The sequence below is a fragment of the Kineococcus sp. G2 genome (assembly GCF_037154035.1).
Taxonomy (GTDB): domain Bacteria; phylum Actinomycetota; class Actinomycetes; order Actinomycetales; family Kineococcaceae; genus Kineococcus.
Genome location: NZ_JBBBEM010000120.1, coordinates 1 through 14347, shown reverse-complemented (window position 1 = coordinate 14347; position 14347 = coordinate 1). Strand labels below are relative to the sequence as shown.

12 protein-coding genes and 1 tRNA gene are annotated in these 14347 nt (G+C 75.8%); 4 read left to right on the top strand and 9 right to left on the bottom strand.

All coding sequences use genetic code 11. The annotated features are described in order from the left end of the window. The first annotated feature begins 99 nt into the window (after positions 1-99). A complete protein-coding gene (gene csrA / locus V9U69_RS16905; protein ID WP_442907804.1) occupies positions 100-336 on the top strand; it encodes a carbon storage regulator CsrA in 237 nt (78 codons plus the stop codon). Between the two features lie 392 nt (positions 337-728). On the opposite strand, the gene V9U69_RS16900 is transcribed toward csrA, so the two are convergent. From V9U69_RS16900 to V9U69_RS16885, 4 genes are read right to left on the bottom strand one after another with little or no spacing between them, the layout of a single operon-like run. Next, positions 729-1970 (bottom strand): App1 family protein, encoded by a 1242-nt coding sequence (locus V9U69_RS16900; protein ID WP_337063025.1) that lies wholly within the window; start codon positions 1968-1970, stop codon positions 729-731. Between the two features lie 9 nt (positions 1971-1979). Next, positions 1980-2951 (bottom strand): NAD-dependent epimerase/dehydratase family protein, encoded by a 972-nt coding sequence (locus tag V9U69_RS16895; RefSeq protein WP_337063024.1) that lies wholly within the window; start codon positions 2949-2951, stop codon positions 1980-1982. Then, complete coding sequence (locus V9U69_RS16890; protein WP_337063023.1) at positions 2948-5671, bottom strand: alpha/beta fold hydrolase; 2724 nt, start codon at positions 5669-5671, stop codon at positions 2948-2950. Before V9U69_RS16890 ends, V9U69_RS16895 begins: the two co-directional genes overlap by 4 nt. A 40-nt stretch (positions 5672-5711) precedes the next feature. After that, entirely contained in the window at positions 5712-6758 is a 1047-nt protein-coding gene (locus V9U69_RS16885; protein ID WP_337063022.1) for a 3-oxoacyl-ACP synthase III, read from the bottom strand. Positions 6759-7052: 294 nt separating this feature from the next. Here V9U69_RS16885 and V9U69_RS16880 point away from each other — a divergent pair. Beyond that, a tRNA-Leu gene (locus V9U69_RS16880) sits at positions 7053-7137 on the top strand. A gap of 47 nt (positions 7138-7184) precedes the next feature. Here V9U69_RS16880 and V9U69_RS16875 read toward each other — a convergent pair. Next, positions 7185-7862: a 5' nucleotidase, NT5C type gene (locus V9U69_RS16875; protein ID WP_337063021.1), complete on the bottom strand. Its 678-nt coding sequence runs from the start codon at positions 7860-7862 to the stop codon at positions 7185-7187. Positions 7863-7992: 130 nt separating this feature from the next. Then, positions 7993-9627: a methyl-accepting chemotaxis protein gene (locus V9U69_RS16870; RefSeq protein WP_337063020.1), complete on the bottom strand. Its 1635-nt coding sequence runs from the start codon at positions 9625-9627 to the stop codon at positions 7993-7995. A gap of 198 nt (positions 9628-9825) precedes the next feature. Here V9U69_RS16870 and V9U69_RS16865 point away from each other — a divergent pair, with 198 nt between their 5' ends. Continuing rightward, positions 9826-10944: a DUF2332 domain-containing protein gene (locus V9U69_RS16865; RefSeq protein ID WP_337063019.1), complete on the top strand. Its 1119-nt coding sequence runs from the start codon at positions 9826-9828 to the stop codon at positions 10942-10944. A 238-nt stretch (positions 10945-11182) separates the two neighbouring features. Further along, positions 11183-12061 (top strand): hypothetical protein, encoded by an 879-nt coding sequence (locus V9U69_RS16860; RefSeq protein WP_337063018.1) that lies wholly within the window; start codon positions 11183-11185, stop codon positions 12059-12061. Positions 12062-12110: 49 nt separating this feature from the next. On the opposite strand, the gene V9U69_RS16855 is transcribed toward V9U69_RS16860, so the two are convergent. The 3 genes from V9U69_RS16855 to V9U69_RS16845 all read right to left on the bottom strand — a co-directional run. Next, complete coding sequence (locus V9U69_RS16855) at positions 12111-13088, bottom strand: 3-hydroxyacyl-CoA dehydrogenase family protein (protein ID WP_337063017.1); 978 nt, start codon at positions 13086-13088, stop codon at positions 12111-12113. Positions 13089-13152: 64 nt separating this feature from the next. Continuing rightward, positions 13153-13947, bottom strand: a complete 795-nt coding sequence (locus V9U69_RS16850; protein ID WP_337063016.1) for a triose-phosphate isomerase family protein — start codon at positions 13945-13947, stop codon at positions 13153-13155. Positions 13948-13981: 34 nt separating this feature from the next. Further along, positions 13982-14347 (bottom strand): RpiB/LacA/LacB family sugar-phosphate isomerase (locus V9U69_RS16845; RefSeq protein WP_337063015.1); only part of this gene is annotated, 366 nt, incomplete at its 5' end.

Here is a 14347-nt window from a genome sequence, read left to right as displayed (position 1 = left end):
CCCCCCCCCCCCCCCCCCCCCCCCCCCCCCCCCCCCCGCGCCCGGCGGGTGTGACGCGCAGGCAATGGCTGGCGACGGATCGTGACCTATGCTGGGGCGATGCTCGTCCTGACGCGCAAGGCCGGAGAATCCGTCGTCATCGGTGACGAGGTCGTCGTGCGCGTCCTGGAGGTGCGGGGGGACGTGGTGCGCGTGGGCATCGAAGCGCCCCGCGACGTGCAGGTCCACCGGCAGGAGGTCTACGAGGCGGTGCGCGAGGCCAACGTCGCCGCGGCCGCGGCCAGCGAGGAGGCCGTCTCCGCGCTGCAGAACCTGGTGCGCCGCACCGGCGCCTGAGCGTCCGGCGCTGCCGGGCGCCGGTTGTGACGCGCATCACGTCGAAGAGGTCGCTCGGGCGGGTGGTGCGATCCCTGCCCGTTCTCCCTAGAATCCTCCCCACCGGGGCCGCCTCGCGGCTCCGGTGACGATCCGCCACCCCCGTGGTGTGAGGACAGGGCTGTCCGCGGCTCGAGCAGCAGACCGGTGCGCCGGTCACCGTCCGGGACCAGGAGGTACGAAGATGGACCAGAACACTCCCGTGCAGGACACCGACGTCGTCATCGACGTGCGCGACACCGTCGACCTGACGACCGTCGCCAACCCGCGTCGCGTGCGTCTCTGACGAGCGCCGCACCGCCAGGGGGCCGGCACCGCGCTGCGCGGTGCCGGCCCCCTGGTGTCCCCGGTCCTCAGGCGTCCCGCAGCAGCCCCGCCCGGTGCCACCGGTGCATCAGCTCGAACCCGTTGTCCCCGCTCACCCACGGCACCCGGGAGTCCGCCGGTGCGGACGTGGCCGTCAGCGGGCGGCCACCGGCCAGCAGCTGCTCCGCGGGGGTCAGCCGCCGGATCGCCACGCCGGCCACGCGTTCGGGGGCGGCCGCCACGAACTCCGCGTACAGCTGCGGGTCGTGCTGGCCGTCGTCGCCCACCAGCAGCCACGTCACCTGCGGCAGCTCGCGCGCCAGTCGCGCCAGGCTGTCGCGCTTGTGCGCACTGCCGTCGCGGAACCACCCCGTGTTCGTCGGTCCCCAGTCCGTCAGCAGCAGCGGCCCCTCCGGGTACCCGGAGCGGCGCAGGAACCGCGTCATCGTCGGCGCCACGTTCCACGCGCCCGTCGACAGGTACAGCACCGGCGAACCGGGGTTCTCCGCGACGAACTGCCGGTACATCTCCGCCATGCCGTTGACGGGCACGCGCGCCTTCTCGTTGAGCACGAAGCTGTTGTAGGCCGCCAGCAGCGGGCGCGGCAGGCGGGTGACGACGACCGTGTCGTCGATGTCGGAGAGCAGCCCCAGCTGCGGCTGCGGGCCCACCACCACCACGCGGGAGGTGCCGCGGTGCTCGCGCGCCGCCTCCGGCGCCAGCTCCGCCCCGCCCTCGGTGTCGTCCGCGACGTGCTCCAGCGCCTCCTCGAGGGCCTCGCGGTCCACCCGGTGGTCCGGGCCGACGGTCAGGGTGATCGGGTGCTCGCCCGGCGGCAGGTCCACCTCGACGACCTCGTCGAGGTAGCCGCCGCGGTCGGTGCGCAGCCGCACCCGCCGCCCGCCCACGTGCACGGTGACCTCCGCGCCCGCCACCGGAACGGTGAGGAAGTTGCGCCAGCCGCGCACGCTGCGCACCGCGTCGCGCTGCAGCTCGGCGGCCTCGCCCTCCCGGCCCAGCAGCACCCGGCCCAGAACCCGGACCCAGCCCGGCCCGCCGTAGCAGGGGTACGCCACCGCGCGAGCGTGGTAGCCGCGCCGGCGCATCCCCGCCCCCACGACGCCCTTGACGGCGTCCTCCACCCGCGCCGCCCGGTGCAGGCCGTGCTCGTCAGGCCGCGGCGTCAGGTCCAGCTCGCGCAGCTGCTCCAGGTCGCGCAGCGCCTCGTCGCGGCGGCGGACCCGCGCACCGCCGCGGGGCGGGGCGGGCGACGGTTCCCGTGTGATCACGCCTCCACGCTAACGGGGCTCGAACCCCGCGGCGAGGCGGCGGAAACCCTCCTCCAGCGGGACCCGCGGTTCCCAGCCCAGCGCCTCGCGGGTGCTGCGCTGCTCGAACCAGTGCGCGGTGGACAGCTGCTCCGCCAGGAAGCGCGTCATCGGCGGCTCGTCCGCGGCCCGCAGACCGGTCCAGACCCGCTCGACGACGCTGCCGGCGACCTTCGCCACCGACGACGGCACCCGTCGGGCCGGTGCGGGCACCCCGGCGGCCTCGCAGATGCTCGCCAGCCACTCCGCCACCGTGCGCGGCTCGCCGTTGGTGACCACGAACGCCTGCCCGTGCACGTGCTCGGCGCGGTCCAGCGCCGCCACGAGCGCGTCCACGGCGTTGTCGACGTAGGTGGTGTCGATCAGCGCCGCGCCGTCGTCCAGCAGCGGCAGCCGGCCGGCGCGGGCGCGGTCGGCGATGCGCTGCACCAGCTGCGTGTCACCGGGGCCGATGACGATGTGCGGGCGCACCGCGACGACGGCGAACCCGGGGGCGTCGGCGGCCAGCGCCAGCAGCTCCGCCTGCGCCTTGGTCACCGCGTAGGAGCCGTGCGCGGCGGCCGGGTCCGCGGGCGTGGTGCCCACCCCCACCAGCGCCGAACCGCCGTGCGCGACCGACGGCGAGCTCACCATGACGAACCGGGACGCGCCGGCGGCGCGGGCCGCGGCCAGCAACCGCTCGGTGCCGCGCACGTTCGTCTCCACGTACTCCTCGTGCGGGCCGGTGATGGACACCTTCGCCGCCAGGTGCACCACGGCGTCCACCCCGGCGCAGGCGCGCTCCAGCGCCGCCGCGTCGCTGACGGACCCCAGGACCTCCTCGACGCCGTCGAGGCCGGCGGGGCGGCGCTGCAGCACCCGCACGTCCTCGCCCCGGCGGGCCAGGGCCAGGGCGGTCTCGCGGCCCAGCATCCCGCTGGCGCCGGTGACGAGGACCTTCACGCGAGCCTCCCGGCCTTCTCGCCGGCCAGGACCCGCTCCGCCCAGGCGGCGACGCGGACCCGGTCGATCTTGGAGTTGTGCCGCACGTCCGTCGGCAGGGCCGGCACCAGCAGCACCGCCGCCAGGTTCCGGCCGGTGGCGTGCCGCACCGCCCGCGCCAGCGCCGGGTCGGCCACCGTGGTGCGCCCCACCGGCCCGGTCACCGCCGTCTCCGGCTCCGCCACGACGACGAGCTGGCGCGCCTGGCGCGGGCCCACCCCGACCAGGGCGGCTCGCGCGATCCCGTCGACCGACTCCGCGCGCTGCTCCACCCCCACCGGGGTGACGACCTCGTCGGCCGTCACGACCACGTGCGTCAGGCGGCCCTCGATCCACACCCTCCCGGCGTCGTCGAGGTGCCCGACGTCACCGGTGCGGTGCCAGCGTCCCGCGCCGACCGCCTCGGCCAGCTCCTGCGAAGGACGCACCCGCACGCTCGCCGCGTGCGTGGCCCACAGCTGGTCGTAGTGGTCCTTCACGTGCTCACCGCCCACGACGACCTCACCGGTCACCCCGGGGGTGCCCACCACGTCGTCGCCGGCGGCGCCGTCGGCGTCCAGCGGCGCGATCCCCACCACGACGCCGGGCACGGGACGGCCCACGCAGATGCCCTCGCCCTCGCCCGCCTCCAGGACGTCCGAGAGGCTGACGTCGGTGGCGGGCAGCACCTCGGTGGCGCCGTACGGGGTGCGCGGGTCCGCCAGCGGCATCAGCTCGCGCACCCGCTGCAGCAGCGGCGTGGGCACGGGCGCACCCGCCGACAGCAGCACCCGCACCCCGGCCAGCGCCTCGCGGCGCCGCTCGTCCAGGTCCGCGGCGGTGGCCAGCACGTTGACGACCGCGGCGGGCGACAGGAACGCGGAGGTGGCGCCGCTCGCGGCGACAGCGTCGGCCAGCGCCGTCGCGGTCAGCGTCGCCGGCTTCGTCACGTCCATCGCCGGCACCACGCACGTGGCGCCCAGGGCCGGCCCGAACAGCGCGAACGGCGCGAACGCCGAGACCAGCGGGTGGCCGGGACCGGTGCGGATCACCGCCCCCATCGCGACGGCCAGCCGCGCCAGCTGCGCGTGCGTGTACACCACGCCCTTGGCGGGGCCGGTGGAGCCGGAGGTGAACAGGATCGCGGCCTCGGCGTCCGCGGCCGGCTCCGTCGGCAGGGCGGCGCCGGCCGCGAGCCGGTTCTGCCCGCGCTCGGCCACGTCCAGCAGCGTCGCCTCCGCGCCCGTGGCGCGCAGCACCGCCTCGCCCGCGGGCCCGGCGGCCACGCGTCGACCCGGCCAGCGCAGCGCGCGCGCGGCGGCCAGCGCCTTCGGCACCCCGATCACCCAGTCGACCCCGCTGGCGGTGACGGCGCGGGTCAGGCCCCGCACGCCCAGCCCGGCGTCGGCCACGACGGCCACCGCGCCCACGCGCAGCACCGCGTACAGCGCCGCGGTCAGGTCCGCGCCCGGGGGCACCAGCAGCGACACGCGCTGCCCGGGCCGCACGCCCAGGTCCTCAAGGCCCGCGGCGATCTCCCGGGTGCGCCGCTCCAGCAGCGACCAGCCGATCGCCCGGGACGTGCCGTCGGGGCGGACCTCCACGACGGCGGGACCCTCGTCCTGCGCGCGCTCCTCCAACGCCGCCCACAGCCGCGGCGCGCCGAGCGGGCTCGCGGCCGGGCCGGTGGGCAGCGGGGGAGCGTCGCCGCCCAGCCGCTCGCCGAGCCAGTCGAGCACCACCGGCGCGAAGCGCGGGTCCTCCGGCGTCAGGTGGCTCGCACCCGTCAGGCGGTGCACGTCGGCGCCCGGCAGCCGCCGGCGCCAGTCCCGCAGGAACTCCTCGCCGAAGACGGGGTCGCGCGGCCCCCACAGCACCAGCGCGGGCAGGCCCGCCTCGCGCAGCCGGTCCACCCCGGCGGTCACCGCGTCCAGCGCCGGCCGGCTGGGGTGGTCGTGCCCCACCGGCACGTCCGCGACGAAGTCCTCGATGCCGGCGCGGTCGTCGGCCGTGCGGTACGGCGCCCGGTACGCGTCGCGCACCCGCGCGTCCAGCGCCGGCTTCGGCAGCGCCAGCGTGGTGCGCAGGAAGACCTCCGCGCGGCGCGTCACCAGCGGCAGCACCCCCGGCAGCAGCGCCGCCCGCAGCGCCCCCGGCGCAGGGGCGTCGGCGGGGTACGAGGCGGCGGTGTTCGCCACGACCAGCCCGGCCAGGCGCGCCTCGCCGCCGTTCGCGCGGTGCCGGCCGGTACCGCTGCGCTCGCGCTCCAGCTGCTCCGCGGCCCACCCGGTGACGACGATGCCGCCCCAGTCCTGCCCGACGGCCACCACCGGGCCGCTCAGCTCCAGCGCGTCCAGCACGTTCGCCAGGTCCCGGGTGCGCTGCGTCAGCGTGCGGTGCACGCCGGTGCGCTCGGAGAAGCCCATCTCCAGCTGGTCCACCGCCACCACGCGCCACGGCCGCGGTGCGGCGGAGGCGGCCGCCGCCAGGTGGCGCCACAGGTACGACCAGGTGGGGTTGCCGTGGACGCACACCAGCGTCCCGGCCACGTCGTCCTCGCCGGCGTCCGGTGCGGTGTCCAGCAGGTGCCAGGTGCGCTGCACGCCCGCGCTGTCGGGGGCCTGCACGAGCCGCGACCAGGCCGGGTCCAGCCCGGGCAGGCCGGTGGGCGGCAGAGCGGCGGGGCGCAGGGGAGCGGTCACCACCGTCGGCGCTCGCCGTCGACGGGTCGTCCGGGAGCGCTCACCAGGCCAGCTCGATCATCGCGGTGTTCAGGCCGGAACCGACGCCCATCGCGACGACGCGATCGCCGCGGCTGAGCTCCGGGGCGGTCGCCGCCAGCGTCATGGGCAGCGAGATCGGGCCGACGTTGCCCCAGCGCGGGAACGTCATCGGCACCTTCGCCGGGTCGATGCCGACGCGCTCCACCAGCGTCTGCGTGTGCACGCGGGAGATCTGGTGGATGACGAAGCGGTCGGCGTCGCGCCAGCCCCACAGCTCGTCACCGCCGTTGAAGGCGTCGGCGACGATCTCGATGCCCTCGTTGAGCAGCAGCTTCGTGTCGGTGCGCATGTGGTCCATGTCGCCGATGCACAGCTCGTGGTGGGCGGTGCCGGCGCGCGTGACGCCGCCCAGCACGCGGTGCGCCTCCGGGTGCTCGTCCGCCCGGCCCAGCACCGCGGCCGCCGCGCCGCAGCCGAGGGTCATGGTGGCGAACTCGTTGAGGAAGTCCTTGCGGGTGATGCCGTCGCGCTGCAGGCGGGCGATCGTCCCCTCGTGCATGCTGCGCACGTCCTCGGCGCCCAGGACGACCGCGTAGCGGACCGCACCGGCGTCGATCATCGCCGAGGCCACCTGCAGGCCGTTGACCCAGCCCAGGCAGGCGTTGGTGATGTCGAAGTTCAGCGCCGAGGGCGGCAGGTCCATGCCGTGGTGCACGGCCGTGGCGATCGCCGGCTCCAGGTGCGGGCGGGTCACCGTGGTGCTGATGACCAGCCCCACCTCGGAGGCGTCCACACCCGCCTCCGACAGCGCCTTGACCCCGCACTCGGCGGCGACGTCGGCGGCGTCCTGGCCCTCGGCCCACCAGCGCCGCTCCGTCACGCCGGCGACCTTCTCCAGCAGGCCCGGGCGCAGCCGCAGGCGTTCCAGGGTCGGTGCCAGCACCTCGTCGAAGTAGGAGGACGGCACGACCACCGGCGCCTCGACGTGCGACACCGACAGCAGGGCCGCGTTGGCCGGACGGAAGGTCGAATTGCCCAGCGCGTCCCGGCCGGTGGTGTCGTTCAAGGGCTTCCCCACATCCTCGCTCCTGCGCCGCCCGGTGGACCGCGTGCTGCCGGCGGTCCGTCAGGACCACCGGTGCGGCAGTCGCGGCGAGGGATCAGGTTAACCGCCCGGCGCCGCGGCGCCTCCCGAGGCGGTCCCCCGGCCGCGACGGGCCCCCGCGGGCCTCGCCCGCCGTGCACGGCAGGTGCACGGCGGGTGATCCCCGGGTGCCCGGTGGGTGCTCGGCGGGGGTCGCCGTCGTGCTACGGTTTTCCTCGTCCTGAGCACGCCGCGGAGGCGGGCGCGGGGTCACTCGTCCGGGTGGCGGAATAGGCAGACGCGCTAGCTTGAGGTGCTAGTCCTCGTATAGAGGGTGGGGGTTCAAGTCCCCCCTCGGACACTCGTTGAGACAGCGACGGGATCGGCTCTGACCAGCACTCGTGCAGGTCAGAGCCTTTCTCGTGTCCGGGCGACCTCAGCCGGGGCCCGTGGAGGAACCGGTGCCGGGCGGTGGGTGCTGGCCGGGGTCCGGGCGTCGGCCAGGCGTCCCAGCAGCAGGGCGCCGCGCGCGGTGCGCTCGGCCTCGACGGCGTCGAGGACCTCGCTCCAGCTCGACCAGTCCAGGTGCGCTCCGGGCAGGTGCTCGTTGTAGCCGGTGCGGTAGTACACGTGCGTCCAGCTCGGTGCGGCGAAGGTGCCGACCACCTCCGGCTTGTCGTCGATGAGCACGTCACCGGCGACCAGGGTCTTGTCCCGGGTGACGACCACCCGTTCCGTCCAGCGCAGGCCCAGGTGCTCCTCGACCCACTCGTACTTCTCCCGCACGCAGTGCCGGTAGGCGCGCACCGGAGCGGTGCAGATGCGCACGTCGTGCCCGGCGTCGAGCATCGCCTCCAGCGCCTCGCGGGCACCGGGCAGGGGTCGCAGCTCCCGGAAGAAGCCCTCCTGCGCGGGAACGGCGCGGATGCGCTCGTGCCACTGCTCGGGGTAGCTGTCCTCGATCCAGTACGAGTCCGCCCGCGAGCGCGGGGCCAGCGGGGCCTCCGGGTGCGCGGCGGAGAACCGGCGGTCGAAGCCGTCGCCGAAGTCCGCGAGCGTCTGGTCCTGGTCCACGAGGACGAGCACGAGCGGACCCTCCCGGGGCGGTGGACGACGGCGGTGCCCCCGGAGGCGTCCGAGGGGGCGGGGGAGCCCGGACGGGGCGGTGGAACGGGACGGTGGAACGGGACGGTGGGACGGGCGAGGGCCCGGCGGTTCAGACCCGGAAGCGCCCCACGAGCCCCTGCAGCTCACCCGCCGTGCGCGAGAGGTCCGCGGCGGCCCGGCTGGTCGCGGAGGCGCCCTCGTCGGTCCGGCGGGCCACGGTGGACACCCCGGAGACGCTGCGGGCGATGCCGTCGGCACCGGACGCCGCCTGCGCCACGGAGCGGTTCATCTCCTGGGTGGTGGCGGTCTGCTCCTCGACCGCGGCGGCGATGGTGGCCTGGCGGTCGTTGATCTGGCCGATGATGTCGCTGATGCCGCTGATCGCCCCGACGGCGGCGGTGGTGTCCGACTGGATGGTCTGCACGCGCGTGACGATGTCCTCGGTGGCGCGGGCGGTCTGCTGGGCCAGTTCCTTGACCTCGCTGGCCACGACGGCGAAGCCCTTGCCGAGCTCACCGGCGCGCGCGGCCTCGATGGTGGCGTTCAGCGCCAGCAGGTTCGTCTGCTCGGCGATCGCGGTGATCGCCTTGACGACGTCGCCGACCTCGGCGGAGGAGCGCCCGAGCCGGTCGACGATCTCACCGGTCTCCTGCGCCATCCCCACGGCGCGCGTGGCGACCTCGCTCGCGCCGGCGGCGTTGTCGGCGATCTCGCGGATGGACGCGCCCATCTCCTCGGTGCCGGCGGCCACGGTCGACACGCTGCTGGAGACCTCGTCCACGGCGTGCGAGGCCTGGCCGACCTGCGCGGCGGAGTCGCGCGCGTTCGCCGACAGCTGGGCGGAGGTGGCCGTCAGCTCCTCGCTGGCGGCGGCCAGGGTGTCGGCGTTGCCGGAGATGGCGCGCATCGTGCCGGCCAGCCCCGTGATGGCCCTGTTCAGGGCGCGGGCCATGTCGCCGACCTCGTCGCGGGTGTCCACGTCCAGGGTGCGCGAGAGGTCGCCCTCGGCCAGGCCCTGCAGGACCTCGACGGTGCGCTCCAGGGGCTTGGAGACCATGCGCGCGATCCCGACCGCCAGGGCCAGGCCCAGGGCGACGGCGGCGGCGATGGAGACCAGGGTGAGGGTGCGGGCGGTCCGGTACGCCGCGTGCGCGTCCGCGATGTAGTCGGCGCCGAAGTCCCGCTGGACGACCTTCAGGTCGTCGAGCCGGGTGCGGGCCTCCTCGAACAGCGCGTCCGCCCGCTGCGCCCGGGCGGCGGCGTACTCGCCGCCGTCGTTGCTGCCCAGCGCGATGGGCACGAGCGTCTCGTCGCGCTCCTGGCGCCACTGCGCCACGAGGTCCCCGATCTCGGCGATGGCCTCGCCCGTGGCGGCCGGCGCGTCGGGCCCGGCGCCGGCGGCGAGGTGCTCGTCCAGGGCGGCGTCGGTGGTCTCCAGCTCGGCCACGAGCCGGGTGACGGCCTCGGCGTCGGCCTGCATGAACAGCTCGTCGAGCTGGGCCAGGGAGCGCTCCAGGCGGATGTGGGCGCGCTCGAGGTTGTCCAGGGGCTGCGTCACGTTCGCGTCGTAGTCGACGAGGCGCTCCTGGGAGTCGCTCAGGCGCGCCAGGCCGAGGACGCCGACGAGGACGACCATGCCGCACACGACGAGGAAGCCCGCCATGAGCTTCGGCGCGGTCCGCAGGTCCCGGAAGGCGCGCAGCAGCCCCCGGCTGCCGGGTGCCGGCGGGTGGGGGCTGGCCATGGTGGTCCTCCGTGGGCGTGAGCGGCGAGGGCCGGGTGCGGGCCGACGGGCCGGAGCCCGGCGGGTGCTGCCTCGTGCGGTGCTCATCGGCACGTCCGGCGCACCGCTTGAGGTCACCGGCCGCCCCCGTCGCCGGCGGACGCCGCGACCGTGCGCGACGTCGGGCGCGCGCGGCCGGTGCTCGCTAGCGTCGGCGTCGTGGCCGAGGACGGAACCGGTGGCGGGGAGCAGCGGCTGGCGGACCTGCTGCGCGGTCAGGCGCGCGCTTGCGCCGACCTGGGCTCGCCCCTGTACGCGCACCTGCTCACCCGCGCCGCCGACGACGTCCTGGCCGGTGGCCCGGTGCGCGCGGTGCTGGCCGGGCACGAGGACGATCCACCCGGCTCGGCGCTGCCGCTGCGGCTGCTGGGTGCAGCGCACCGCCTCGCGCTCTCGGGCGACGCTCCCGGCTACGCGGCCCACCTGCCCAGCACGGGCGGCGACGGTGACGCCCCAGCCGCCTGGGCGGCGCTGCGTGACCTGCTGACCGAGCGGGCGGGGGAGGTGCGCGCGGGGTTGCGCACCGCCCCGCAGACCAACGAGGTGGGGCGCTCCGCGGCGCTCCTGGGTGCCTTGCTCACCGCCGTGGCGCAGGTGCGGCCCACCCTGGGACCGGTCGTGCCGGTGCGGCTGTGCGAGGTCGGGTGCTCCGCCGGGCTGAACCTGCTGCTGGACCGCTTCCGCTACCGCGGCGACGACGGGCGGGTGCGCGGCCCGGAGGACTCGCCCGTCGAGCTGGACGGCGCGTGGAGGGCCGAGCCGCCGGGGTGGCCCGAGCCGGGTGCCGTCCGGGTCGTCGAGCGCGTCGGGGGCGACCCCGACGTGGTGGACCCCGCCTCGGTCGACGGCGCGCTGCTGCTGCGCTCGTACGTGTGGGCGGACCAGCCGCACCGCGCCGCCCGCCTGGAGGCCGCCCTCGACCTGGCCCGGCGCGTACCGGTGGAGCGCCGCCGCGTCGGGGCGGCCGAGCTGCTGGCGGGCCTGGACCTGCGGGACGGGACGCTGACCGTGGTGCAGCACTCGGTGGTGTGGCAGTACCTGCCCGACGGTGAGCGGGAGGCCGCCGAGCAGCGCCTGGCGCAGCTCGGTGGGGCGGCGACGCCGGCGGCTCCGCTGGCCCGGGTCCGCCTGGAACCCGGGGGCGGCGACGCGGGCGCCTTCGACCGCGGGGAGACCGGCTACCCGGTGAGCGTCACCACCTGGCCCGGCGGGCACCGCCGCGTCGTGGGAACGGCCCCGCCGCACGGCGTCCCCGTGCGCTGGGACGCCCGGGTGTAGACCTCGTCCGCCCGGCGATCCTCCTCGGCACGGACCGCCCACCGCGGCCCGGGACGTTCCGGCCGAGCAGCGCCGTTCGACTGGATGCTCAGAGAAGATTCGCTTATCGCGGCTAAAAAACGACAAAGACCACTGGAGACGAACTTCGTGGGCACGGGAGAGCTGCGGTGTCCGTCCCGCTCCGTACGGTGTGCTCGCCGCGGCCGGACGCCCCGGCCCCGAGGACCTGGAGGAGTGCGTGCGGCGACTGGTCGTGGACGTGGGGCTCGCCGTGCTGGCGGCCGGGGCGGGCGCCGCGCTGGGTCTGGAGCGGGCAGGCGTCTGGGACGGCGGCCGGGGCGCCGTGGCCGCCCTGGTGGTGCTCACCGCCGTCCTCGCCGTCGTCACCACCGCGGTGCAGGCGGTCGGCAGGTGGCGCGCCGGGCGCCGTGCCGCGCACCGCGACGTGCTGGACGACCTGCTGCACGCGGTCCTGTGGAGCGTCGTGGACGCGACCGGTCTGGACCCGCGCGAGCTGGCGGTCGCCGCCTACCGGCTGCACCGGCCGGCGTGGCCGGGGCGTGCCGCACGGCTGCTGAGGCTGCACCGGGTGCGCGCCGGGCGCCGCCCCGCCGCCTCGGGGACGGTGTGGGCGCCCGGCAAGGGCGTGGTCGGTCGCTGCGTGGCCGAGGGGGAGGTCGTCGCCGTGGACGTGGCCGCCGCCGACGCCGCCGTCGGCGAGGTCGACGCCTCCGGTTGGCCGGACCTGCCCCCAGAGGCGAGGCAGGGGCTGACGTTCGAGGAGCACCGCCGCCTGCGCGGCAAGTACGGCGCCGTGGTCGCGGTGCCGCTGGTCGACGACTCCGGGCCCGTCTCGGCCGTGGTGGGGTGCCTGGCGCTGGACGGCCCCGCGGGCGCGCTGCCGCGTCTGACCGACCCCGCCGTGCTGGGGGTGCTGGAGGCCGCGGGCCGGGCGCTGCGCCGCCTGGAGGTGCCCGCGGTGTCGACGGCGCGAGCGGTGGCCCGGGACGTCGAGGGCGCAGGCCTGCGGTCGCTGCGCGCGCAGCTGCACCGCCTCGGCGTGCCGGCCGAACGGGTGCGGGCGCTGATCGGTGCGGGGGACCCGGCCGGGGACTGAGCCGGGTGGGACCGGCCCTCCGCCTGCAGCGGTGGAGGGCCGGTCGTGCTCACTCGGCGAGCGGCGAGGGGCCCAGGTCGGCCAGCAGCTCGGCCATCTTCCGGTAGGCCTTGTTGCGGTAGTCGATGAGCGCGGCGAGCTTCTCCGGCTCCAGCTCCAGGAAGCCGGAGCCGGTCTTGGTGCCGTACTTGCCCTCGGCCACCAGGTCCAGCAGGTTCTGCGGCGCCGACAGGCGCTCGCCGAAGTGGTCCTCCAGGACCTTGAAGCCCTTCGCGTACACGTCCAGGCCCGCCATGTCGGCGATGGCGAACGGCCCGAAGAACGGCAGCCGGAAGCCGAACGTCGTGGAGACGATGGTGTCCACGTCCGTGGGGGTGGCCACGCCCTCCTCGACGACGGTCATGGCCTCCTTCAGCAGCACGTACTGCAGGCGGTTCAGGACGAAGCCGGGCACGTCCTTCACCTGCGCGCCCTTGCGGCCGGCGCGGGTGAGCAGGTCGTCGATCAGCGGCAGGACGGCCGGGTCGGTCGCCTCGCCCGTGACGAGCTCGACGCCCGGGATGAACGGCGCCGGGTTGGAGAAGTGCACGGTGAGGAACAGCGAGGCGTCCTCGAAGGCCTCGGCGAGCACCTTCACCGGGATGGTGGAGGTGTTGGTGCCGATGATGGTGCCGGGGGTGACGGCCTTCTCGACGCGGGAGAGCACGTCCTTCTTGACGGCCGGGTCCTCGAAGACGGCCTCCTCGACGAAGTGCACGTCGGCGACGGCCTCCTCGATGGAGTCGGCCGGGTGGAACTTCTCCTTCAGCACCTCGGTGCTGCCGGGAGCGAAGAGACCCTGGCCCTCGAAGAGCTCGGACTCCTTCAGCAGGCGCTCGTAGTTGCGCTGCGTCGACTCCTTGTCGGCGTCGGCCAGCCACACGTCGTTGCCGGCCAGCGCCAGCGACTGGGCGATGCCGCCGCCCATGTAGCCGGTGCCGATCTGGGCGACGCGGGTGATCTTGTCGGTGCGGGGTGCGGTGGGCAAGGCGTTCCTCCGGTGGTGAGGGGTGGGTGGCCGCAGGGGCCGCGCCGTCCCCGCGCGGGGCGGGTCAGACGCGGTCGCCGGCCTGCGGGCCGGGGAGGTGGTCGGCGGTGCCGCGCAGTTCGGCGATCTCGTCGATCACCGCGCGGAAGTTGGCGACGTCGTGGGCGAAGCGGCCCAGGAAGAGGCCGTCGACCCCGTCGGCGACCTGGGTGAACAGCCCCGGCCCGGCGCTGCCGCCGTAGAGGACGCGGGTGGTGCCGCTGCGGTGGGACAGCGCCTCGCGCAGCCGGGTGGTGACGCCCACGACGTGCTCCGGGGGGGCCGGTTCGGTCTGCCCGATGGCCCAGTTGGGCTCGTAGCCGATCGCGACCTCGGCGTCGGAGGGCACGTCCTCCAGGGCGGCCAGCACCTGGCTGATCGTGGTGCGGGCAGCGTCCTCGACGTCGATGCGCACGTTCTCGCCGATGCAGATCAGCGGCACCAGGCCGTTGCGGGCCGCCGCGGCGGCCTTGCGGGCGGTGACGATGTCGTCCTCGGCGAACATGCGGCGGCGCTCGGCGTGGCCGATCTCGACGAAGCGGACCCCCGCCTCGCGCAGCGCCGCGGGGGAGACCTCACCGGTCAGCGCCCCGAAGTCCTCCCAGGAGGCGTCCTGCGCCCCCACCGCCACGGGCGTGCCGCGCAGCAGGTCCACGGCCGTGGTGATGTTGAGGAAGTCGGGGATGACGAACGCGTCCACGCCGCTCGCCGCGACGTCGGTGCCGAGGGCTGCGACGTCGGCGAGGTAGCTGCGCGTGCGGGCCAGCGAGAAGTACATCTTGAGGCTGACCCCGACGAGCGGGCGTGGACGGCTGGTCATGGTGCGTCGGTCTCCGGTGGTGTGCGGTGGGGTCTCAGCAGGAGGCGACCGTATCGGCCTCGGCCGCGTCCGACGCGTCGGCGTCGGTCTCGTACCCGCAGATCGCGTCGACCTTCGCCTTCGAGGCGCTGGTGGGGTCGAAGACGTAGCCGAGGAACTCCTTCGCCAGGCGGCGGGCGAGCTCCTTGCCGATCACGCGCTCGCCCAGGGTGAGGACCTGCGCGTCGTTGGAGAGCACCAGGCGCTCCACGGAGAAGGAGTCGTGCGCGGTGGAGGCGCGCACGCCCTTGACCTTGTTCGCGGCGATGGCCACGCCCATGCCGGTGCCGCACACGAAGATGCCGCGGTCGGCCTCCCCGGCGGCGATCTTGCGGGCGCCGGCCACGGCCACGTGCGGGTA